Origin of the sequence: Tritonibacter sp. AK171 (genome assembly GCF_030127025.1) — a bacterium.
Taxonomy (GTDB): Bacteria; Pseudomonadota; Alphaproteobacteria; order Rhodobacterales; family Rhodobacteraceae; genus Epibacterium; species Epibacterium mobile.
This window is the reverse complement of record NZ_CP126134.1, coordinates 2,157,108-2,179,038: the sequence shown is the minus strand read 5'-3', so window position 1 is coordinate 2,179,038 and position 21,931 is coordinate 2,157,108. Positions and strand designations below refer to the sequence as shown.

General features: G+C 59.0%; 18 protein-coding genes. 7 read left to right on the top strand and 11 right to left on the bottom strand.

Annotation, left to right across the window (positions count from 1 at the left end):
* Positions 1-3 precede the first annotated feature (3 nt).
* The 3 genes from QNI81_RS10280 to QNI81_RS10270 are packed head-to-tail and all read right to left on the bottom strand — an operon-like array spanning position 4 to position 3,706.
* Positions 4-1,047 carry an ABC transporter ATP-binding protein gene (locus tag QNI81_RS10280; protein ID WP_283966440.1) on the bottom strand — a complete coding sequence of 348 codons (1,044 nt, stop codon included), beginning with the start codon at positions 1,045-1,047 and terminating at the stop codon, positions 4-6.
* Positions 1,035-2,741 carry an ABC transporter permease gene (locus QNI81_RS10275; protein WP_283966439.1) on the bottom strand — a complete coding sequence of 569 codons (1,707 nt, stop codon included), beginning with the start codon at positions 2,739-2,741 and terminating at the stop codon, positions 1,035-1,037. The genes QNI81_RS10280 and QNI81_RS10275 overlap by 13 nt, the downstream gene beginning before the upstream one ends.
* A complete protein-coding gene (locus QNI81_RS10270) occupies positions 2,738-3,706 on the bottom strand; it encodes an ABC transporter substrate-binding protein (protein ID WP_283966438.1) in 969 nt (322 codons plus the stop codon). Before QNI81_RS10270 ends, QNI81_RS10275 begins: the two co-directional genes overlap by 4 nt.
* A 163-nt stretch (positions 3,707-3,869) precedes the next feature.
* Here QNI81_RS10270 and QNI81_RS10265 point away from each other — a divergent pair, with 163 nt between their 5' ends.
* Entirely contained in the window at positions 3,870-4,667 is a 798-nt protein-coding gene (locus tag QNI81_RS10265) for a DeoR/GlpR family DNA-binding transcription regulator (protein ID WP_065331275.1), read from the top strand.
* Between the two features lie 372 nt (positions 4,668-5,039).
* Positions 5,040-5,489, top strand: coding sequence for a hypothetical protein (locus QNI81_RS10260; protein WP_168621342.1), 450 nt, complete (start codon positions 5,040-5,042; stop codon positions 5,487-5,489).
* 21 nt (positions 5,490-5,510) lie between these two features.
* Here QNI81_RS10260 and QNI81_RS10255 read toward each other — a convergent pair whose 3' ends face one another.
* Together QNI81_RS10255 and QNI81_RS10250 are read right to left on the bottom strand one after the other, a co-directional pair.
* Positions 5,511-8,054 carry a DUF3131 domain-containing protein gene (locus tag QNI81_RS10255; RefSeq protein ID WP_283966437.1) on the bottom strand — a complete coding sequence of 848 codons (2,544 nt, stop codon included), beginning with the start codon at positions 8,052-8,054 and terminating at the stop codon, positions 5,511-5,513.
* Positions 8,051-11,461 carry a trifunctional glycoside hydrolase family 18/polysaccharide deacetylase/glycosyltransferase family 2 protein gene (locus QNI81_RS10250; RefSeq protein WP_283966436.1) on the bottom strand — a complete coding sequence of 1,137 codons (3,411 nt, stop codon included), beginning with the start codon at positions 11,459-11,461 and terminating at the stop codon, positions 8,051-8,053. The genes QNI81_RS10255 and QNI81_RS10250 overlap by 4 nt, the downstream gene beginning before the upstream one ends.
* 463 nt (positions 11,462-11,924) lie before the next feature.
* On the opposite strand from QNI81_RS10250, the gene QNI81_RS10245 reads away from it, so the two are divergent.
* On the top strand, positions 11,925-12,935 hold the full coding sequence (locus tag QNI81_RS10245) for a glycosyltransferase family protein (protein WP_283966435.1): 1,011 nt from the start codon (positions 11,925-11,927) through the stop codon (positions 12,933-12,935).
* Positions 12,936-12,950: 15 nt separating this feature from the next.
* On the opposite strand, the gene QNI81_RS10240 is transcribed toward QNI81_RS10245, so the two are convergent.
* Positions 12,951-13,454, bottom strand: a complete 504-nt coding sequence (locus QNI81_RS10240) for a MarR family winged helix-turn-helix transcriptional regulator (protein ID WP_283966434.1) — start codon at positions 13,452-13,454, stop codon at positions 12,951-12,953.
* Positions 13,455-13,681: 227 nt separating this feature from the next.
* On the opposite strand from QNI81_RS10240, the gene ectA reads away from it, so the two are divergent.
* The 4 genes from ectA to QNI81_RS10220 are packed head-to-tail and all read left to right on the top strand — an operon-like array spanning position 13,682 to position 17,436.
* Entirely contained in the window at positions 13,682-14,233 is a 552-nt protein-coding gene (gene ectA, locus QNI81_RS10235) for a diaminobutyrate acetyltransferase (RefSeq protein ID WP_065334593.1), read from the top strand.
* 48 nt (positions 14,234-14,281) lie between these two features.
* Positions 14,282-15,568, top strand: coding sequence for a diaminobutyrate--2-oxoglutarate transaminase (gene ectB / locus QNI81_RS10230; RefSeq protein WP_283966433.1), 1,287 nt, complete (start codon positions 14,282-14,284; stop codon positions 15,566-15,568).
* 24 nt (positions 15,569-15,592) lie between these two features.
* Positions 15,593-15,985 carry an ectoine synthase gene (locus tag QNI81_RS10225; protein ID WP_005620964.1) on the top strand — a complete coding sequence of 131 codons (393 nt, stop codon included), beginning with the start codon at positions 15,593-15,595 and terminating at the stop codon, positions 15,983-15,985.
* Between the two features lie 14 nt (positions 15,986-15,999).
* Entirely contained in the window at positions 16,000-17,436 is a 1,437-nt protein-coding gene (locus QNI81_RS10220; protein WP_165810042.1) for an aspartate kinase, read from the top strand.
* Positions 17,437-17,511: 75 nt separating this feature from the next.
* On the opposite strand, the gene QNI81_RS10215 is transcribed toward QNI81_RS10220, so the two are convergent.
* The 5 genes from QNI81_RS10215 to QNI81_RS10195 all read right to left on the bottom strand — a co-directional run bounded on the left by QNI81_RS10215 (position 17,512) and on the right by QNI81_RS10195 (position 21,925).
* Complete coding sequence (locus QNI81_RS10215; protein WP_065330981.1) at positions 17,512-18,249, bottom strand: anti-sigma factor; 738 nt, start codon at positions 18,247-18,249, stop codon at positions 17,512-17,514.
* Positions 18,246-18,776: a sigma-70 family RNA polymerase sigma factor gene (locus QNI81_RS10210; protein WP_065330980.1), complete on the bottom strand. Its 531-nt coding sequence runs from the start codon at positions 18,774-18,776 to the stop codon at positions 18,246-18,248. The genes QNI81_RS10215 and QNI81_RS10210 overlap by 4 nt, the downstream gene beginning before the upstream one ends.
* A 276-nt stretch (positions 18,777-19,052) precedes the next feature.
* On the bottom strand, positions 19,053-19,853 hold the full coding sequence (locus QNI81_RS10205) for a DUF4394 domain-containing protein (protein ID WP_283966432.1): 801 nt from the start codon (positions 19,851-19,853) through the stop codon (positions 19,053-19,055).
* A gap of 125 nt (positions 19,854-19,978) precedes the next feature.
* Positions 19,979-21,052 carry a 3-carboxy-cis,cis-muconate cycloisomerase gene (locus QNI81_RS10200; protein WP_283966431.1) on the bottom strand — a complete coding sequence of 358 codons (1,074 nt, stop codon included), beginning with the start codon at positions 21,050-21,052 and terminating at the stop codon, positions 19,979-19,981.
* Between the two features lie 39 nt (positions 21,053-21,091).
* A complete protein-coding gene (locus QNI81_RS10195) occupies positions 21,092-21,925 on the bottom strand; it encodes a 3-oxoadipate:acetyl-CoA acetyltransferase (RefSeq protein ID WP_283966430.1) in 834 nt (277 codons plus the stop codon).
* Between the last annotated feature and the right edge of the window lie 6 nt (positions 21,926-21,931).

Below are 21,931 nucleotides of genomic sequence, written 5' to 3'. Positions count from 1 at the left end.
CTGTCAGGCGGCGGCAAAGACCCAAGGCGCGCTAAGCGCGAGGCCGATTTGGTCGCCGGGTTGGAGCCGTGTGGCGGATTGAGTGACCAGCGCGTCTCCACTCGATGCGGTGAGATCGAGGCGATAGCGACCCCCAAGGTAGGTGACGCGGTCGACACGCGCGCGGATATCGCCGGTTTCCGTAATGCGCAGGTTTTCCGGGCGCAGGCAGGCGAGAGCCGGGTGCTCTGCGTCCGTTTCCACCCGCAGGCGCGTGCCGAGCAACGTGGCCTCTGCACCTGCGTCACTATGGGCCGCACCGGTCAATGGTACCACTGCGCCCTCGCCAATGAACTCGGCAACAAATCGGCTGCGCGGGCGGGCATAGAGTGCTTCGGGCGTATCAAGTTGTACGATCACACCTTGGTTCATCACCGCGATGCGGTCGGCCATGGCCATTGCCTCGGCCTGATCATGGGTGACATAGACCATAGTGGCACTGGTCCGACGGTGAAAATCGCTGAACACCTCTTGCATAGATGCACGCAAAGCCACGTCGAGATTTGCGAGTGGCTCGTCCAGCAGGACGGCCGTTGGATCAGAAACGAGGCACCGGGCCAACGCCACCCGCTGACGCTGCCCGCCAGAGAGATCAGAAGGCATGCGGTCCCCATAGGGGGTGAGTTCCGTGGCACTAAGCGCGGCGTCGATACGGGCGTCACGATCTGCTTTGGACAGTTTGCGGATTTCCAGCGGATACCCCACATTGCGGCGCACGTTCATATGAGGCCAGAGCGCGTAGGATTGGAACACAAAGCCAATATTGCGATCCTCGGGTGGCACGTTGAGGCGGCTGGCGGCATTGGCAACCTCGCGTTGGCCAATGTGGATGCGGCCTTCTGTTGGTTGCTCGAAACCCGCCAATAGACGCAGCAGGGTCGACTTGCCACAGCCTGACGGTCCAAGCAGCGCCAGAAATTCGCCATCGCGTACGGTGGTGGAGACGGATTTGAGCGCGGCAGCATCACCGAAATGCTTGGCCACATGGGACAGGGTCAGCTCTGCCATGGCACTACTCCTTTGGGCAGGCGGCGGGAGGTTGCTTGGATCACCGCCATCAGGAACATCACGACAAAGACGATGGTCATGGCGACGGCGGAGGCCATCACCGTCTCGCCGCTGTCGTCGAGATTGAAGATCACCACACCGAGCGTCTCTGTGCCCGATGACCACAAGAGGGCAGACACGGTCAGTTCGTTGAACGCGGTGAGGAAAACGAGGATCGCCCCTGCTGCCGCGGAAGGTGCGGACAGTGGCAGGATAATGTCCTTGAGCCGTCGTGACAGCGATGCCCCAACCGATTGCGCGGCCTCATCCATGGCGGGGTCAAGCTGGCGCAAACTCGATTGCACGGGGCGGAACATGACTGCAAAGAAGCGCGCCAGATAGGCAAGGAAAATGATCCAGATGGTGCCGTAGAGTGTGAGCTCAGTGAAAGGCAGATTGATCAACAGCAAGATCATCGCGATCGCCAGTACCACGCCGGGCAGGGCATATGGCAGGTCTAACAGGCTATCAAAGACCCGGCCCAGCGGCGTCTTTTGGCGATCCATTAGCCACGCAAGCGGCAGGCAAAGCGCCATCAGTAGCGCTGCCGCACTCACCGAGAGCACAAAGGAGTTGAGGAAGGCGCGCCGTGTGACGGGCTGACGGAAAAGCGCCTCATGCCAGCCATCAAGTGAGATGGTATCAAACCTGAGCGGCACACCATACGCAGGCACCAGAGACGTCGCCAGCAGTCCGGCCATAGGCAGTACCAAAATGGCAGCAATCACTGTCCAAAGCGCGATTTCAACCGGCAGTCTGGCGCGCCCCAACGGGATCGAAAGAGGGCGGCCAGTGCTGCCCACCAGATGCACGCGTTGGCGCTGTTGGAAAAATCGTTGGAGCAAGATGCCGCAGATGGCGACCACGCCAATCAGGATCGCAAGCACCGCAACTTCGGCCAGCACAGTTGTGCCCATGCCTGCAAGCCGTTGATAAATCAGCGTCGGCAGGGTGGCATAACCAGCGGGGATGCCCAGCATGGCAGGAATGCCGAAATTTCCCAATGCAGTTACAAACGTGATCGCGATGCCCGCCAAGAGGCTCGGCAAGGTCAATGGCAATACGATTTGCCCCCAGATACGCAGACCGCTTGCGCCAGAGATGCGAGCCGCTTCGACAACTTCCTGAGGGATCGCGCGCAGACCAGCGCGCAGGGTGAGGAAAATGATCGAAGTGTGCTGAATGCCCAAGAGCAGAATGATGCCCCCGGCAGAGTATAAAGGCTGCGGTGCGCCAAGCGGTGGCGCAAGGCCGAGGGTCTTCAGGAACACTGATGAAGGCCCCATGATCTGCGTCCAAGACAGGGCTGTGATCTGCGGCGGGATCATCATCGGTATCATCAGGCAAAAGACCAGCGCGCCCTTACGGCGTAGATCCGTGAGCGCCACGAGAAAGGCGAAAGTGCCGCCGATCAACACCGAAATCACTGTACCGAAACCTGCCGTGATCAGCGAATGGCGCAGGGCAGAGAGGGTCGCAGGTTTGGCAAGAACCTCGGTAAAGAACCCGAGATTGAGGTCGCCGCCTGCCGTGATGCCTTCAAAAAACAGCCGTGCGACGGGTGCGAGTGTGATCAGCACCGCCACAGCAAGAATGAGCGACAGCAGCCGGCCCTCGGACCGGCTGCTGCTGGAGTTTGTGGCGACGAGGCTCATTCCGCGCCAAAAAGCTCTGCAAATTTCGCTTTGTTGGCATCGGCATCTGCCAGCGCCTGAGCGGGATCAAAGGACATCAGCTTGATATCTGCACGCGCCGGGAAACCTGCGGGAACATCCATGTCATTGCGGGCCGGGATATAGCCCATGTCCAGAACCAGATCCTGACCCTTTTGGGACAGTACGAAATCAACGAATTTCTGCGCAGCATCCACGTTTTTGGCGCTTTCAAGGATTGCAACCGGCTCAGTCACATAAGAGACGCCCTCTTTGGGGAACACGAACTCAACCGGAGAGCCGTCAGCCTTGTTGCGGATGGCGAGGAAATCGACAACGACACCGTAGGGTTTCTCACCCGAAGCGACGGCCTTGAATGTCCCGCCGTTGCCACCTTGGGCGCGGGCGTCGTTGGTGGCGAGGTTGGTGTAGTAATCCCAGCCCAGGTCTTTGTCACCGGTCAGGGTGGCAAGGTGAATAAGGGCAGCACCGGAGTAAAGCGGCGAAGGCATGGCGATCTGACCCTTCAGCGCCGGATCGGCGAGATCGGCCCAAGAGCTTGGCTGCATCTCGGCGCCGGTGTTGTACACGATGCCAGTGGTGATCAACTTGGTCGAATAGTAATAGCCATCCGGCGAATAAAGTGCGGGATCGAAGGCGTCGGCTTCGGGGGAGTTATAGGCCTGCAACTGACCGTTCTGGGCCATACCCTCAAGGGTTACGGTGTCTGCGATCAGCAGAACGTCAGGCTGCGGGTTCCCAGCTTCGATCTCGGCCATAAGGCGCGCCATCAGTTTGGTGGTGCCGTCGCGAACCCACTCCACCTCGATGTCAGGATTGGCCTCCATAAAGGCATCGACGGTCATTTGCGCATCGGCATTGGGTTGCGATGTATAGAGGGTCAGCGTCTCGGCAAAGGAGGCCGAGGCGGTCAGAGCGAGAAGGGCAGCGGGCAGAAGGGGTTTCATCCGGGATCTCCGTTTAGCTTTCGTTCGAAAGTTATGACGCCGCCCGTATCGCCTGAGTCTGAAACGGTTTTGTGACAGTTTCCTAAATCTAATATTATCTTGCCCGGCCGCGTCCGTAGTTGTTACTGCTGACGCGTTGAAGTTCACTTTCAAAGGAAAGCGAATGCGAAGAGGCGAGCTAAACCGGCGTCGTGATGCGATCATCAGGCTGCTGTGCGAGCAAGGCGAGATGTCCGCGACGGATCTGGCCACGCGGCTGGGGGTATCGGTTCAGACCATCCGAACCGATTTGCGAGAGCTTGATGAGGCCGCACTTGTTCAGCGCCGCCACGGCAATGCCCGGCTTCGGCAACAGTCTGAGAACATTGGCTATGCGCCCAGAATGTCTGTTGCGCGCAGCGAGAAACAGCAAATCGCCATTGCGGTTAAATCGCTTGTTGGCGACGGCAGCCGCGTGGCGCTGGGCACTGGTACGACAGTCGAAGCCTGTGCGCGGATTTTGGCGGCCACCTGTAAGGATTTGTTCGTTGCAACCAACAACATCCATGCGGTGATTGCCATGCAAGGCGCCGAGGGAGCCTCGGTATCACTTGCCGGAGGAGCGGTGCGATTGCGGGATCTGGATTTGATCGGAACCGCGAGCCGGGATTTCTTTGCTGACTATCTGGTCGACATTGCGATTTTCAGCTGTGGAGGCATCTCTCTGGCTGGCGAGGTTTTAGACTACAACACCGATGAGATCGCAGCACGGGTGGCGGTTGCAGGCTGTGCTGTGCGCAAGGTTCTGGTGGTGGATCAGGCCAAACTGGGCCGAGAGTTGCCCTGCCGTAAGCATGTGCTTTGGGACTACGATGTGGTGGTGTCGGCGGCTGCGTTTTCCAAAGAGGTATTGGACAAATGTGCGGATGCGGGGTGTGAGGTTGTTCAGGTGAACGCGCTCCACGCAGCTCGTCTTGCATAAGGCCGCAGCATATTGGAAGCCAAGCAGACTGTTCAAATTTGAACTAAATTAATGGAAATATTTATAATCTTTTCAATTTGTTAGGGGCGTATTTGTTAGGGTTTCGTCAACACCTATGACCCACCTTCTGAGGTAACTTCGGTGTGAGGATCTCACTGCAGCCGGAGTGTTTCTGTTCAGTAGGATGGTCTCATGACAAGTGTATCTCTCAAGGCTGTCGCGGCAGCCGCGTTAACGATTTCCCTTTCCGCATGTGGTGACAATGTGCGCACCGACTACAATGAATTCAGCAGTGTGAGCACACGGCTTAATGTAGACAATGACTTGTCTGGCCTGACCCGTGTTGCAATCGCGCCTGATCAAGAACAAAGCATGAACGTATTTCTGACTGGCTATAGCTGGTGGGATAATACGCCGCGTGGATCGGCTCAGATTGCCCGGCCTGTGATTCACCGCACCGCTGGTGGAGTCGGAACCTATGAAGACCCTATCACGCTTGCTGTCGGCCACAAGAAAACAGGCGGGCGTAGCGTGATGGACTACCGACCCGGAACGCGTTTTTATATCGAGAAACTGCAGAAATACGCAATCGTCGAGGATATGTGTGGCGACGGTCCGCGCCCTCAGGATGGGCCCTGTCACACTGGGCATCGCGGGCATGACTGGATCGACATCTATGTCGGTGGTCGCCGTATGGATGAGGCTTCGGTCGATGCCTGCATGCGCCATATTACGGGCATTCAATCGGTGGTCCTGAACCCACGTCCGGGATACCCGGTTACGCCCGGCGAAATTGCGGCAACCGGATGCCGCACCTTCTGATATGGTGCTCAGCGTCGCGCGTCAGCCGGAGGTTTCCAGCTGATGCGCGATTGCTTGCAAGATGATGCTGTTGGTATTGAGGTCGGTGTAGTCTCGTGTAGGGCGCCCGGATTTCACAAATATGCTTGAGGAAAAGCCGTTCTCGGTCTTGGCGGTGTTGCGGACGTATTCGCGCAAAGTGTCCGAATAGGAATGGGGCTGCATTGCCGACCAAAGATAGGCGGCTTTGCTGCTCACCGCGAGATATTCATCCCGGAACTCTGGCGTGCGATATTCGGGTTCACTGCCAACCGTATCCATCGCCCATGTGCGGGTCTCGGCATCCAGTTGCAGCCCTTGATAGAGGAACCACGGGCTGGTATCGATCGGCCCTTCGGAGACGCAGATCAGGCGGCCGGTTTCGCGAAAGTCCTCAAGTTGGGTGGTGAACAATACATCCGCAAGATAAGCGCTCTGGCGCGACATGCCCAACTCCAGCCCTTCCAACAGCAGCGGCTCGGCCCCGATTGGGCCAATCCGTGCCACCGCTTCGAGCAGGGCCATCTGTCCGTCGGGTTCAGATTTACCTGCATAGACCTCGTAAGGGGAGCGGGCGGCATGGCCCCAGCGCCGAAAGGCCAACGCCGAGTAATGCGCGCTGTGTGAGACGTAAGAGCTATGTAGCTCACCTTCGGTTACAGAGTGGATTTCGCCGTCGATGATAATCTTATCGAGGTCGTATGATCCAACAAGCTCCACCAACTGTTCGCCAAAGCCACTATGGCGGCGCAGGTTGTCGAGTGAAGCGAGGAGACGCCCTGCGTCACTGCCGTCAAAGTTTTTATTGCCCCAACGTGCGCGATCGGTGCGAATCCAGCCTTGCGGCAGGCGACGGTCTTGCGAGACGCGACCCGTGATATTGGGTAGAATCTTCTTAATCGCGGTCTCGAAACCTTTTTCGTCGAGCAGGCCAATTTGTTTCGCCGCAACAAGCCCGTTAACTTGACTGCCGACATCCCACATGGTGACGGCTTCATGCAGCCGCCCACCCGGAGACGAGTCTACCGTCGAAGGGCAAAGACCCGTTTTAGGATGTGTGAACCGCTCCAGATAACGCCATGCTGCGCGTGCATCTTCCATTAGCTCCGCACGTTGTTGATCTGGCAGCTTCTCGCGCTGAGAGATCAGCTCTGGCTGCGCGGCTGCAACACGGCGATAGCGATATGGCAGCGGGCCGTTTGGGACCAGATGCTCAATTTGGCGGGTAAGCGTTGTGAACTGCGTGACAGGTGCGCGAAGGGTGTTGATGAGTTGCCGTTCCAGCAATGTGAGGGTGACATCATCGGTGAAATCACCGTCACGCAAGACGATCACCATATCCTGCAGCCCCGCAAAATCGGATTGCAAGCTTTCGGCGGTGATGGGGCGGGTTAAATTGCGACGGCTGAGCGTTAAAACGCCGTCTTCACCGATGCCGCGCCGCGCTGTAGCCCCTGCGCTCAGGCGAACCGCGATGCCTGCACTCAGGGGACGGGTGGTACTAATGGTGGGAGTGCCATTGGCGGACACCCCTGTGATCTCAATTGTGTGCGGCTGAGGGTTTGCATCATCTTCGGACGTTGGCATCTCGGTCGGCACCCAGATCGCTAGTTCGTCTTCAAGGGCTGCGTCCACGCCTGACGAATAGGGTAATTTGAGCCGGTCTAGAAGGCTAGCGAGGGCCGATGGAGTATCAGACAGAGTTTCACTCGCCCCCTCCATAAGGTGGAGGCAAAGATTGCGTTTGAAATCATAAGCATCGCGCAACTGCAGGTCAGACACAGGTAACAATGAGGCGCTGCCGTCAACCTCTTGCTGCACGAGGCTTTCGGCAAACTGCTCTGCCGCTGCTGTCAGATCTTCGACCGAGAAATCTGAGAACGCATTGGCCGACAGATAGGCCACGTTCTGTGTTGGCGTGCGCGCGTCAGCTGCGGGCGTGACTGGGTTGGTCAAGTCCACAAGCGTGCCGCCAAACAGCCGCGCAACACCGTTTTCCCATGTTTCAGAAACGACGGCTGCGGTTTTCTGAGGGAGGCTCAGAATATTGAAGACCCCGGCCGAGCGCACCGCCGTGGGGGAGGCGGGGCGCGTCACGTCGTGACAGGCCAGGGTCTGAACTCGGATGGGGATTCCGAGTGTTCTTTCTACCGGGTTCAACATTTCACGAAGCGCGTTGAGCACGTTATGTGCAGCGCGCGCCTGAAAATGCTGGGATAGGGTTGCCAAATCGGCCTGAAACGGTGCCACCTCAATGCCGCTGCCGCCCAGTAGATATCCCGCGAGCACACGCGCTACAGGGTGTTGGGGTGACAGCACCTGACCTTCGGCATCGAACGGCGAGACCACACAGGTCACAGGGATATTGCGCTCCCACAGGGTATCAAGCACGGCAATCAGATGTGGCACGGAGGTTGACGTGTCTATTCCCGTGATCACCGGATAGGTTTGCGGAGTCACTGCGCCGATAAAGTCAGCGGCAAAGGTTTTTACCGGGATCAACGCAGCGCCGACACCGAGAGCTTTGAGGAAGGTTCTGCGTTTCATGTGCCGCTCGTCGCCAAACTATAATCACGCCCCAGCCGTTTTTGAGTGCCCCAGCTGAACAGACGACCGGTGAGTGCACGCAGGATGGCGCGAATGACGGAATAGTAAAGGATCGGGCGGTAAAACACCCGCTGGATCGGGAACAGCAACAGCGACCACATGCTTTCATCTTTGTCCCGTGCAAGGGCAAAGGCCGCGATCAGGAACTCCAGCGCAGGCAATGTGAGATAGGCCAGAAGATACTGCATATCCTGCGAACTTGCGGCGCTGTCATCCCAGCCACCGCTGACCAAACGGTATAGCAAAAGCGCGACAAAGAGATCAGCAATCGGAGCAAGCAGTGGGAAGAGGTAGCCAAAGATAAACATGTCGGGAATGGAGACAAGCCCGACAGAGCGCCCCTCGAACACTGCTTTCTTGTGCTTCCATGCGCTTTGGAACATGCCAAAGGACCAACGCAGACGTTGTTTTAAAAGTTGCCCGATCCGCTCGGGGACCTCGGTATAGCCGCGCGCATTTGCCTCGTAGATAATGCGGTAGCCGGCTCGATTGACCTGAATGGTCAAATCGGTATCTTCGGTCATTGTTTCGTCGCTGAAGTGCCCCGTTTTGCGAAGCGCAGCCACACGCCATGCACCCAAGGCACCCGGCACCACGAGCATGCCGTTGATGAGGTCAAAGGCTTTGCGTTCGACGTTTTGCGCCGTGGTATATTCAAGGGCCTGCAGGCGGGTCAGCAGGTTGACTTTGTTACCTGCCATGATTTTGCCCGCAACCGCGCCGATCTTGGGGTTGTCAAAATGTCTGACCATATGACTGATCGCACTCTTCTCGACCTGAGTATCGGCATCGATACAGACCACGATATCGGCTGAAGTATTGAGGAGGGCACGGTTCAAGGCGCTCCATTTGCCCTGATTGGGCTGCGAGATAACGCGCACTTCTTGATTGTGCGAGAATGCAAAGACTTCGTTCAACGTGTTGTCGCTGGACCCATCATCCACGACGATGATCTCAATGTTCTTGTAGTCGCTCGCCCGCACACTTTGGATGCAGCTGCGGATCACTTTTTCCTCGTTATGTGCGGGGATGATCACCGCAACCTTAGGATTGGTGAGGGAGACGGTGCGATGGCCCCGCCAGTTGAGCAGAGCAAGAAGCAAGATGGCGAGCGAGCGGATCACGCCGATAGCCAGTGCGAGCCAGAAGAGGGTCACGATGGCATCCTGCCCCCATGCAACCAAAGAGAACGAGACACGGTCAAAGGTTTGATAGCCGCCTTCGGCAACCGGCATCAGCGCGGCGCGCGTGCTACCTGTCAGATCAGCAACGGTTGTGAATTCATAGCCCAAGGCGCCAAGTTCTGAGATGATCAAACGTGTCGCTTCCACCGATGCAGTCCGGTCTTCACCGCCGTCGTGCAACAGGATGACGTTGCCAGCGCCGCGTTCGACTTCCTTGATCGCAAAGTCGGCGATCTCGCGGCCACTCCAGCCCGTCCAGTCGTGGGGCACGACGTCCATGCCCACGACCTGCATGCCGCGATCCCACGCGATTTCCAGCGCTGCGACACGATCCGCGGTGACCGGGCCGCCGCTGCGTTGAAACGGTTCACGATAGAGCGTCATTTGACGACCCGCGGCACCCGCCACGACCTTGTCCAGCATGGAATATTCAAGCGTTGCGCGGGTTTTGGACACCTGATCCATGCGCGGATGGGAGAAGGTATGCGCACCGATTTCGTGCCCTTCATCGATCATGCGGTTCAAGACCGCAGGCGCGTCCATGACACTTCTGCCGGTGACAAAGAATGTCGCAGGCGTCTCGGTCTCTTTCAGGATGTCGAGGATCTGTTCGGAGTAAACCGGATGCGGGCCGTCATCAAAAGTGAGCACCACCTTGCGACCTGCGGGTTTGCCGTAACGCTCAAGCGAATAGGGGCGGGGAAGCAGATCGTAGGTTTGCCCGATTACGCGCCCGGTTTCTGTGTCAAAGTTCAATTGACGGATGCCGGGGGACTGACGGTGGGTTAGTCGCAACAGCGCCCCCTCGCCAGAATAATTGACGTAGTTGTCGAGCTTTACCAGTGCCAGTTCTGCGCTCAGTGTCTGCGTGCTGAGGTTGCGATTGCGCAGCACGGTCCAGATGCCGGGATCTTCGAGGCCCAGCGACCAAATCCCGCTGTTGGTGATGCCAAGATCGCGCAAAATCGCCATCTGATTGATCAGACTTGCGGCATCCTGCATCCAAATCTTGCGGCTGCGCCCCTCAGCATCGCGGTAGGACGCAAGGCTGCCAGAGGTTTTGGCACTGAACCGGACTTTCGTCCCGGCATCTGCGATGCGTTCCATGGCGGCTGCATAAGGCAGCACATCGGGCAAAGGCTTGCCAGAAGTCCACTCCACCGCAAAATTCCCAAGCGCTACGACGAGCTTGTCTTTGCCAATCTGCTCTGCCGCGGATTTTGCGGTTTCTTCAAACCAGACATCAGCGGCGAGCGGTGACGGGGCAGTGCCAACCCATGGATCTAGGAAGAGCTTCAGGATCACTTTATCAAAAAGCGCGGTGGTCTCCTTTGACTTCCACGCGGAGGATGTGCCGCTCAGAACGATGCAGGAGGCCATGCCTTCGGCATTCAATCCTGAGCTCAGTGTCTGAAAGAAAGGCTGAAGCGCCGGAAGGTCAGAGGTTTCCAGACCGGGAATGCTGAGGCACGCACCTTGCGGGTAGAGCGGACGCAGATGTTCTATCACCTGTGTGGTGGTGCGCTGGGCGACAGCTTTGCTGCTGATTACGCTGATGAAGGCGGCTTTGTCCTCGCCGGTATCCAGCTCAATCTTGGGCATCAGGTCGGGCGCATTGCCGGACTTGCTGCGGTACTCCATGACGGGCGCGCGACTTTCCTCTGTTTCCATCAAGACTTTGGCACCACTGGCCGTTGCCTCAATGCGAAGCCAGTCGGGAACAAGGACGCCCAACTGATTGCAGCTCTCGGTCAGGGACAACTGACCCCAATCACTATCAGATGGGATATGGCCATAGACCACAGGCGCAGCAGGGCCTGCCATGGCCGCAAAAAACGGCTGACTGGGGGCCTCGCAGGAGGGTTTCGGAGGCAACACGGGCATCAATGACGCCAGACGTATATCGTCGGTCTGTGTCACGGGATCTGTTGCAGGCAGCGCAAGCGCTTGCTGTTCAGACCAGCTTCCTGTGATTTCATCCCAAGCGGTTTGCCAAGAAAACGTGCCGTTCAGAAACAGATAAAGCCACGCCATCAAACAGAGCATGCTGAGGGCCACGATGGCACGTACACGACGAAAGCGCAGCCTGCGCGGGTCATCAAAAACCTTATGCGCATCTGCCTTTACGGCGAGCTTTTCGTAATGGAATGCAAAGCGGCTCACTCTGAAGCCCCTTTGATGCCAAACGGTACGATGCTGGCAGGCGACAAGCCACAGCTTGCCGCAATCACTTTAAGCGCAATTGCTGACACGGTTCCCCACAACCCGACTAGTTGCCCTGCAACGCCACTGGCCGCATCGCGACAGGAGTCCCCACCCCCGTTCCGCAGCAGCTGCAAAGCTGTTTGTTTGATGTCAGCAGCTTCTCGCTGACCTCTAACAATGTCAAAATTCAGTTAAGCTTGAGCCGAATTTAGCTCAAATTAGCACCAATTCACAGGAACAATCACCTCATATTGGTGTGATTGTCCTCAGGGTTGATGTGTTCTGACCTTTTGTTCAGTCGATCCTGCACGAACGAATCGAATTTCAACCTCTTGCGCACCCATTGTCTTCAGTTGCGGGGTCAGGCAGTCTCGGCAACAGAGCGCCGTTGATTGCGGGTCCGACGCCAATGGGATGAGAGATGCACTATATCAATATTTCCGATCTCGCAGATCGTGACTGGCGCTTTCTGGAACCCTACAACACCTCGCCTGAACTGACTTGGGACATGCACTACGGGCGTCCCCGCAACATGTTAGAGCGGCGCATCACGCGCCCAGCTCTGGGGCGGTATCGGGCCTGCCTGTCTGCGGTGCGGGCTGCGCGTCAGAGAAAAAGCGCGGTGCTGGTGTCGCATTTGCCGAACGTGACACTGGCGACAGCAGCCATGGCGCGTGTGATCGCTCCGAACTGCCCTCATATTGCTTTTGCTTTCAACTACACCCATTTGCCCACGGGCCGCCGCCTTGATCTGTCGCGCCGCCATTTCAAGGCTGTGCAGGAGTTCACGGTCTTTTCGCGGTATGAAGTCCGGCTCTACGCTGAGCTGTTTGATTTGCCGCCTGAACGCTTCACTTTCTTGCCGTGGGCGATGGAGGTGCCCGAGGTCGCGGAAGATCAACCGAGGCCGTTTGAGCGCCCCTATCTTTGCGCTATCGGCGGAGAGGGGCGGGATTACCGCGTCCTCGCCGACGCGATGCGTATGGCGCCAGAGTTACGCTTGGCGATCGTGGCGCGTCCTGCCAGCGTCGAAAGCATTTCATTTCCCGACAATGTGAAGATCTTCACCAACTTGCCTGCTCCTGTAACATGGGCAATTGCCAAACAGTCCCGCGGGATGGCGATCGCCTTGCGCTCAGATCATACCCCCAATGGGCATGTGACGATGGTAGGTGCGCAAAGGCTTGGTGTGCCTTTGGTGGTCACACGTTCAGTGGGGGTGGCGGATTATGTCGATGGGCAGACGGCCTTGATGGTGCAACCGCAGGAGGCCGCTGATATGGCGCAGGCCTTGCGTGAAACAGCGGGCGACCCTGTTGGCGCGCGAGAGAGAGCAGCGCGTGCCCGCACCAACGCGGAACGTGAATGCGATCCTCGTGTTTGGTTGCGCTACTTTGTCGATCTGGATGCGCGCTTCAAATCACTGGTTTGAATAGCAACAGGTGGCTCAGCTCGGACGGCCGACGCCCTTGATGTCGCCTGTGGTCAGTACCGGCGCAGCATCCATATCGTCCGCATTCAGCATCGCGGCGACACGTTCGAGCGAGGCAAGCAGCTGAGCCTGCTCCCAGTCTTTCAGCTGTTCGAAGGCGCACACATAGCGCTGCTGCAGCGCGTCCGGTGCCGCTTTGACGGCCTCGCGCCCCGCAGGTTCCAGCACGACATTGGTTTGTCGACGATCCGCCTCAGAGCGCATGCGTGTCGCCATCCCGCGTGAGACGATTTTATCGACAAGAGCAGTCACCGTAGCCTGAGCCACACCCATGGTCTGCGCCAGCTCTTTGGGGGTGGCGCTGCCTCCGCTGGTTGCAAGCAATTGCAGCACGCGCAACTGCGCTGGCGTCAGACCCGAGGCCTGCGCCAGATTGCGGGAATAAAGCTCCGTTGCACGCAGAATACGTCTGAGTGCAATCAGGCTTTCGTCAGTTCTGTTACGCGGGCGGTCATTCATAGCGCTCTAAAATGTCACGGATGGCGAATTCCTTCAATACACTAAGTATTGTCGAGGTGTTTCTTTGTGACGAAGCAAGTTTTTTGCAGCATAATTTGCCTTGCTAAACAGTATTTCTCTTTAAAATCAGGTAATAATCACATTGGGGAATAAAATTACTGAGGTTCTTGAAGTTTTTACATCTTCGCTATATTTAGAAAGGCGAACGAAAATGGAGACGGTGAGCGATGCCTAAAGACATCTTGCAGACTGAGACTGATAGCCCCCGAACTTGCCAGCCCCGCCTGCGCAAGCCAAACGCGACGGACGGGGCCGAAATCTGGGAGCTGGTCAAGGCCTGCGAGCCGCTCGACCGCAACTCCATGTATGCCAACTTGATCCAGGCGGATCACTTCCGCGACACCTGCGTGGTGGCGGAGCTTGATGGCGAAATCGTCGGCTGGATTTCCGGCCACATGATCCCGGGCGATGATGCGTTCTTCGTCTGGCAGGTCGCGGTGGGTGAAGCCGCGCGCGGCATGGGACTGGGCAAGAAGATGCTGAAGGCGCTGATCGCGCGCGACGGCATTTCTGACGCGTCCGTGCTGAAAACAACCATCACCAAAGACAATGCGGCCTCTTGGGGCCTCTTCCGCAGCTTTGCCCGCGATATCGGCGGCGAGCTGAGCGACGAGCCGCATTTCGAGAAAGAGGCCCATTTCGACGGCGCGCATGACACCGAGCATATGGTGACCATCACGCTTGACAGTGATGCCAAGGTCCTGAAGCGCGCGGCCTGAACGCCTCCCCCTCATCCAGAATTTATCTTATCCGAAAAGGATTCCCCCATGCCCAAAGACATGGAAACCAATACGTCTATCTACACGCGCCGCGAAAGCAATGCGCGTTCCTACTGCCGTTCCTTCACCGCGTCCTTCGATACCGCACGCGGCTCCGAGCTGTTCACCGAAGACGGCACCCGCTACATCGACTTTCTGGCGGGCTGTTCCTCGCTGAACTACGGCCACAATGACCCCGACATGAAGGATGCGCTGGTCGAGCACATTCTGAAGGACGGCATCACCCATGGTCTCGACTTTCATACCGAGGCCAAGGAAGCCTTCCTGCACAGCTTCAATGACCTGATCCTCACGCCGCGCGGCATGGATCACAAGGTGATGTTCACCGGCCCGACCGGCGCCAACGCCGTCGAAGCCGCGATGAAGATCGCCCGCAAGGTCACCGGCCGCACCAATGTGATTTCCTTCACCAACGGCTTCCACGGTGTGACCATGGGGGCGCTGGCGGCGACCGGCAACAGCTACCACCGCGGTGGCGCCGGCATGGACAAGTCCGGCGTGACCCGGGTGCCCTTTGATGCCTATGTGGACGGTCTCGACAGTGCCGCGCTGCTGGACAAGATGCTCTCCGATCCATCTGGCGGTATCGACGCCCCGGCGGCGATCATGCTGGAAACCGTTCAGGGCGAGGGTGGCCTCAACGCGGCCTCCGCCGAGTTTGTGAAAAAGCTTGAAACCATCGCCCACGATCACGGCGCGCTGCTGATCATCGACGACATTCAGGCAGGGTGCGGTCGGACCGGCACCTTCTTCTCCTTCGAGGAAATGGGTGTGAAACCCGATATCGTCACCATGGCGAAATCGCTCTCCGGCTTTGGCCTGCCAATGGCACTGGTTCTGGTGCGCCCGGAGCATGACGTCTTTGGCCCTGCCGAGCACAACGGCACCTTCCGTGGCAACACCCATGCTTTTGTGACTGCCCGCGTGGCGATCGAGAAGTTCTGGGCAGATGATGCCTTTAAAACAGAGCTCGCACGCAAGTCTGAGCTGGTTACGAGCGCCCTGCAAGAAGTGGCAGGCCACATCCCCGGCGCCTACCTCAAGGGCCGTGGCCTGATGCAGGGGGTGGATGTCAGATGCGGCGATCTGGCTGGCGACATCTGTGCGCGCGCCTATGAGCTGGGTCTGGTGGTGGAAACCTCCGGTCCGAATGACGAGGTCGTCAAGATCCTCGCACCGCTCACCACCTCCGAGCAGCTGTTCTGCGAAGGCTTCGCCATTCTCAGCACCGCCGCCCGCGAAGTGGCCGCCAAAACCAAAATTGCCGCGCAATAATCTGAAGACCGGAGACCAAGACCCATGATCGTACGCGATTTCAACGAACTGAAAAACACCGACCGCTCCGTCTCTGATGCGCGCTGGACCTCCACCCGCATGCTGCTGGCCGATGACGGAATGGGGTTCTCCTTCCACATCACCGTGCTGGAAGCGGGTTCGGAGCATCAGTTCCACTACAAGCACCACTTCGAAAGTGTGTACTGCATGAAAGGCAAGGGCTCGATCACCGATATCGCCACTGGCGAGACCCATGAGATCAAGCCCGGCGTCATGTATGCGCTGAACCTGCATGACAAGCACATCCTGCGGGCCGAGGAAGAACTGCATATGGCATGCTGCTTCAATCCGCCGGTGACCGGCACCGAAGTCCATCGCGAGGACGGCTCTTATGCTCCTGCGGAGGAGCTGGCCTGAGAAACAGGTGACGCATGACACATACTGTTGAAAAAATTGGCGGGACCTCGATGTCCCGCGTGAACGAGCTGGTGGACACGCTGTTTACCGGCGGGCGCAAGGCGGATGATCTTTATGGTCGCGTCTTTGTGGTCTCCGCCTTTGGTGGCATCACCAACCTGCTGCTCGAACACAAGAAAACCGGTGAGCCGGGCGTCTATGCCCGGTTTGCCGACGCCGAATCCGACCATGGCTGGCACGAGGCCCTGAGCCGCGTCGGCGACGAGATGCGCAAAGCCCATGAGGCGGTGCTCGACAATGCCGGTGATGTGGCGCAGGCAGATGCTTTTGTCTCCGAACGTATCGAAGGTGCTCGTAACTGCCTGATCGATCTGCAGCGCCTGTGCAGCTATGGCCACTTCCGCCTGGCGGAACACATGCTGCAAATCCGCGAGCTGCTGTCGGGGCTGGGCGAGGCGCATTCCGCATTTGTCACCGCGCTTCTGTTGCAGCGCGTGGGGGTGAATGCCCGCTTTGTGGATCTTTCCGGCTGGCGTGACGAAGGTGATGTGACGCTGGAGGAACGCATTTCCGGTGCGCTCAACGACGTCGATCCCGCCACCGAGATGCCCATCGTCACCGGCTATGCGCAATGCGCCGAAGGTCTGATGCGCGAGTTTGACCGTGGCTATTCCGAGGTGACGTTCTCCTGTCTGGCCGCCCTCACCGGCGCCAGCGAGGCGATCATCCACAAGGAGTTCCACCTCTCCTCCGCCGACCCTAAACTGGTGGGCGAGGGCGTTGCGCAAAAGCTCGGCCACACCAATTACGATGTGGCGGATCAGATGTCGAACATGGGTATGGAGGCGATCCACCCCAAGGCGGCCAAGACCCTGCGGCAGGCCGATGTGCCTCTGCGGGTGACCAACGCCTTTGAACCCGAAGATCCGGGTACATTGATCGACGACAAGCCCGCAGATACCCCAGCAGTCGAGATGATCACCGGGCTGGATATCATCGCGCTGGAGGTCTTCGAGCAGGATATGGTCGGGGTGAAGGGCTATGATGCCGCGATCCTTGAGGTGCTGACCCGTCACGATGTGCGTATCGTTTCCAAAACCTCGAACGCCAACACGATCACCCATTACCTCGACACTTCGCTGACGGTGTTGAAACGGGTGGAGAAGGATCTGGCAAAGATCTACCCGAATGCGGAGATCTCCGCACGATTGCTGTCCATGGCCTCTGCGATTGGGCGTGATCTCAAGGGATTGTCGGTGCTGACACGCGGTCTTCAGGCGATTGCGGACGTGGGGCTGGCGAGCCTTGGGGCCTCGCAAGGGCCCCGCAATGTGGATGTTCAGTTCATCGTAGAGCGCGAAGACCTGAAACCGGTAATTGGTGCGTTGCACAAGGTGCTGGTCGAAGGTGTCGCTGCCAAGCAGGACAAGTCGATTAAAGCGGCAGCCTGACGTGTGAAATAGCCGTCGTCTGACAGGGATGATGCAATAGGGGGTGCCAAGCGGCGCCCCCTATTTTGTTTCGGCCTAAAGCGCTTCTTTTGCCAGCCCTTTGCCGAGGATCGGTCCGGTTGGCAGACCCGTGGGAGAGCCGCCCGTCTGCTCAAACGTGATCTCATAGAGCTGTTCTGGTCCCGGCGGTGGTAACCCATCTACTGCCAGTGCGGTGCCCCGGTTGTCCGTCAGCAGACCAAGCGAGACTGGCGGGCCATCGTCCTCGGGTTTGGTCCAGACCTGCATGACCTGCCCTTCGGGCACTGCGGTCTGCCCCAGCAGGGTTACGCGGGTCAGGTTCTCTTCGGTGCCCTCGACCACGGCGACGGCCTCGCCAGTGGTGTCGTTGATCAAGACCGCGATCACCGTCGGGTCGGGGCGTGTCATCACCGACCATCCAAGAGCCAGAGCCAGCACAAGTGACGCCGCCAGCCCGGCACAGGCCGCGATGAACCAGTTGCGTGGCGCATGCGGCTCGTTTGCGGGCAGGATGGTGTCGGTCTCGGCGTCGAACTGCGGTACGGAGCCGGGGGCAATCGCTGTTGGGACCACGTCCAACTGGGCTGTGATCCGCGCCCACATGTCATCGGGCAACGCCTCGGGCGTGGCGGTGTCGTCCAGCTCTGAAAGCCGTGCGCGCGCCTGCTCTAGCGCTGTTGCGACTTCGGGGTCGTGCAGCGCGCGCGCTTCAAGCTCAGCCGTCTCGGCCTCATCTGAAAGACCAAGCGCAACTTCCATTGCCACATCTCTCAGGGATCGTTCATCACTCATGACAAGCACTCCCGCAAGGCGATTAGGCCACGCCGGACCCAGGCCTTAACAGATCCGAGCGGCGCCTGAATGCGGCCAGATATCTCGCCGTGGGTATACCCGAGCACATAGGCCTGCAGGATGGCGATCCGTTTCGGTGGCTCAAGCCGGTCCAGACAACGGCGCAGATCGCTATTTGCATCCAACCTGCCATAGGCGTCCATCACGATATCCTCATCTTGCCGACGCTCTAGCGTCTCGGCATCTTCGGCGATCTCCCAGCTCTCCTTACGCAGCATCGTCAGGCACTGGTTGCGCAGAATAGTGGTCAGCCACCCCCGTGCCGCTCCGCGATTGGCGTCAAACTGATGCGCTTTGCGCCATAGCGAAACAAAGCACTCCTGCACTGCATCCTCTGCCAGATCACGCCGTCGCAGCATCCGGATCGCAATCCCCAGCAGCCGCGACCCTTCTGTGTCCATGATCGCGCGGAGTGCCGCGCGGTCCCCCTCGGCGCAGGCTTTGATCCGCTCTGCCAGTTCGCTCACTCGCCTGTCCTCATCCCTATGGGCACTTAAACTGACGCCATCTTTCTAAGCCGGTTTTTGATCGCTGAGAGGAGGCATCGTCAGACGAAGCGTATTGCTGCGGACTCTGGCGGTCAATGCGATGATTTTTCTTATATATCGAGAGCCGGGGGCGCAGGGAGTGGGTTCCTTGCGCCCCCGAAGCAACAGTCCTACAGGCGATAAGTGCCCTAGGTGTACTCGTACTCACAAATGCAACTATAGCACGAATTTATGTAGGATATGCAACTTGTGATTTTACATCGCGGTCATGAAAGTAATGTCACGCAATGGCGCATCGGCTCCCTTGATTTCCCAGCTCTCAAGGATCTTGCCGCTTTCGAGAGACACCGTATTCAGTGTGCTTCCTGCCGCCAGCCACGCAGTGTTATTGCCCTGCGCATCGGTTGCAATGTCAAACGCATAGGCCTCGGTGCCCTCGATGCCCAGCTTGCCGATTGCCGCCAGCGTGCCATCGTTGGGTGATGTCTGCTGGATCAGCGCCACGATGGTAGCATCAATGTCGTACATCGCCGTCGCATCCGGTTGCCCGTAGGAGTTGATATAGGCCGCCGCGACGATGGCCGGAGCCTCGCCTGCGTGCATGTCTTTTTCCTCAAAGGCGAGCGAGCCATCCACGGTCACGGCACCGCTTTCGATGTCCACCCGGTGGTTGGTGGTGCCGCTCATGAAGCGCAGCTTGTTGGCCTTGGGGTTGAAGTCCACGATCACCGGTGCGCCCTCGGTAATCGGCAGTTCCTTGTCCATGGTGGAAATCACCGTGGCCTCGCCGGTCTTGGGGTCGATCTCCACGATGTCAAAGGTGGATGTGACGCCGATTAGCTGACCGGTGGCCGGGCGCAGGTCGATGCCCAGCAGCTTGTCGACGCCCTTGACGGGCATTGAGCCGGTGACGCTGGCGGTTTCGGCATTGATCATATGCAGCATGTTGTCGCCACTCAACCCGATCGCCATCGGGGCGGCATGGTCGTCCGCCTGCGCAAACTGGGCTGTTGCGAAAATGGATGCGGTCACAAAAGCGGTCTTAAGGGAATGCATAAAAAGCTCCTCTCTGTTTGACTGAGGCACGGACCATCCGTGCGCTGTCAGAGGGGAGACTCCGTCAGGGCAGAATTTGGATGCAGCAGGCGGCAATTTTTTTGAAAAAAGTTTTGGGCGGCGGGTCAGCTGGGGGAGGCGGCGTCCCCGATCCGGGTAATCGCCTCTATCTGCTCGGTGGCCAGACGCAGCGCCGCGCCGGTGCAGGTCATCATGGCCGGCAGCACCATCCATTCCAGCGTCCACATCGCGCCAGAGCGTTCCTGTTCATGCACCATCGCCTGATGCATCAGAGGCAGTTGGCCTGCGTTGTAGCGCGCCAGCGTCACCAACAGTTCCGCCGTGACCGGGTTCTGTTTATGCGCCATAGCAGAGCTGCTGCCGCCGCCCTCCTGCGCCAGCGCATCGACGCCCTGTTGTGTCATCAGGCAGATGTCCTGCCCGATCTTGCCGAGGGTGCCGGTCAGGGCCGAAAGCCAGCTGGCGTATGTCGCGAGCCCGTCGCGCTCGGTGTGCCAGCTGCGGGCAGGGGCGGTCAGCCCCAATTCGGTCGCCATGAGCCGGGCAATGGCGTCGCCATGGGGATGGCTGCGCTGGCGATCCCCCACCGGGCCGCCGAATTGCAACTGCTCCACCTCCGGGCGCAGCGCCTCCAGCCGTGCTCGGTGGCGCTGCACGGGCGCGGCCCATGTGGTGATCCGGTGCCCGGCAGTGATCGGCAATGCCGCCTGCATCCGGGTCCGGCCCATCAGAGGGTTCTCACCTTGTGTCCGCCCCAGCGCCTCCAGTGCGTCGCTCAACGCGTCCAGCCGGGACAGGTAGATCGCGTTTGCCGCACGGATCGCCAGCACCAGCGCGGTGTCGATCAGGTCCTGACTGGTGGCACCGGGGTGCACAGCGGCGGCAAGCTCTGCGCCCACATGCGCCTTGAGTTGCCGCACATAACCGGGCACCGCCATGCCGTCTGTCTTCAGATCCGCGTGCGATGCCACCACATCGGGCGCGAACCCGGCCATCGCAGCCACTGCCCGCGCCGCAAATTCCGCTTTGATATGCCCGACCTCTGCCGCCGCGCGGGTCAGCGCCACCTCATAGGCGAGGAAGGCCTCTGCGGTCGCAGGACCACCGAACAGATCCGTGATCTCATCATCGGCAAAAAGGCCGGTAAAGTAGGGGTTGGTCGAGGTCAGCGGGTTCACGAGTGGGGCGGTCCTTTGAGGCGGAATGATGAAACCAGATCAGCCGCGCAAGGGCACGTCAAGGATCTCGCGCGCCTGTTGCCAGGTGGCGACGGGGCGTTCGTATTTCTCGCAGAGCTCCGCCGCGCGCCGGATCAGTGCCGCGTTGGAGGGTGCGAGCGTCTGGCGATCCAGCCGCACATTGTCCTCAAGCCCCGTGCGCGTATGCCCACCGGCGGCAATGGCCCATTCGTTGACCACCAACTGATTGGCCCCAATTCCGGCGGCACACCAATTGGCCCCGGGCGCGCGGCGCTTGACCAGATCGACATAGAGATCAAAGACCTCCTTGTCGGCGGGCATCGCGTTTTTCACACCCATCACGAATTGCACATAGAGCTTGCCATAGAGCGTACCCTCCTGATGCAGCCGGATCGCCTGCAGGATATGGCTGAGGTCAAAGGCCTCGACCTCCGGCGTGATGTGATGCGTTCGCATCTCGCCTGCCAGCCAGTCGACCAGATCCGGCGGGTTTTCATAGACGCGGGTGGGGAAGTTGTTCGACCCCACCGACAGGGAGGCCATGTCGGGCTGCAATGGCAGCATGCCGCCACGCGTCTTGCCCGCACCCGACCTGCCGCCGGTGGAAAACTGGACAATCATGCCGGGGCAGTGTTTCTCCAGCCCTTCCTTCAGCGCCGCGAATTTTTCCGGATCGGAGGAGGGCGTCTGGTCGTCATTGCGCACATGGGCGTGGCAGATGCTGGCCCCGGCCTCAAACGCCTCATGAGTGCTCTCGATCTGTTCTGACACGGTGATCGGCACCGCCGGATTGTTGGCCTTGGTGGGCAGCGAGCCGGTGATCGCGACGCAAAGGATACAAGGGTTGCTCATGATCTG

What these genes read in the sequence shown, in the direction of transcription:
- QNI81_RS10220 (WP_165810042.1), top strand. Translation starts at nt 16,000, where the DNA reads ATGACACATACTGTTGAAAAAATTGGCGGGACCTCGATGTCCCGCGTG.
- QNI81_RS10280 (WP_283966440.1), bottom strand. Translation starts at nt 1,047, where the DNA reads ATGGCAGAGCTGACCCTGTCCCATGTGGCCAAGCATTTCGGTGATGCT.
- QNI81_RS10195 (WP_283966430.1), bottom strand. Translation starts at nt 21,925, where the DNA reads ATGAGCAACCCTTGTATCCTTTGCGTCGCGATCACCGGCTCGCTGCCC.
- QNI81_RS10255 (WP_283966437.1), bottom strand. Translation starts at nt 8,054, where the DNA reads ATGAAACGCAGAACCTTCCTCAAAGCTCTCGGTGTCGGCGCTGCGTTG.
- QNI81_RS10275 (WP_283966439.1), bottom strand. Translation starts at nt 2,741, where the DNA reads ATGAGCCTCGTCGCCACAAACTCCAGCAGCAGCCGGTCCGAGGGCCGG.
- QNI81_RS10265 (WP_065331275.1), top strand. Translation starts at nt 3,870, where the DNA reads ATGCGAAGAGGCGAGCTAAACCGGCGTCGTGATGCGATCATCAGGCTG.
- QNI81_RS10245 (WP_283966435.1), top strand. Translation starts at nt 11,925, where the DNA reads ATGCACTATATCAATATTTCCGATCTCGCAGATCGTGACTGGCGCTTT.
- QNI81_RS10260 (WP_168621342.1), top strand. Translation starts at nt 5,040, where the DNA reads ATGAACGTATTTCTGACTGGCTATAGCTGGTGGGATAATACGCCGCGT.
- QNI81_RS10225 (WP_005620964.1), top strand. Translation starts at nt 15,593, where the DNA reads ATGATCGTACGCGATTTCAACGAACTGAAAAACACCGACCGCTCCGTC.
- ectB (WP_283966433.1), top strand. Translation starts at nt 14,282, where the DNA reads ATGCCCAAAGACATGGAAACCAATACGTCTATCTACACGCGCCGCGAA.
- QNI81_RS10205 (WP_283966432.1), bottom strand. Translation starts at nt 19,853, where the DNA reads ATGCATTCCCTTAAGACCGCTTTTGTGACCGCATCCATTTTCGCAACA.
- QNI81_RS10270 (WP_283966438.1), bottom strand. Translation starts at nt 3,706, where the DNA reads ATGAAACCCCTTCTGCCCGCTGCCCTTCTCGCTCTGACCGCCTCGGCC.
- QNI81_RS10240 (WP_283966434.1), bottom strand. Translation starts at nt 13,454, where the DNA reads ATGAATGACCGCCCGCGTAACAGAACTGACGAAAGCCTGATTGCACTC.
- QNI81_RS10215 (WP_065330981.1), bottom strand. Translation starts at nt 18,249, where the DNA reads ATGAGTGATGAACGATCCCTGAGAGATGTGGCAATGGAAGTTGCGCTT.
- ectA (WP_065334593.1), top strand. Translation starts at nt 13,682, where the DNA reads ATGCCTAAAGACATCTTGCAGACTGAGACTGATAGCCCCCGAACTTGC.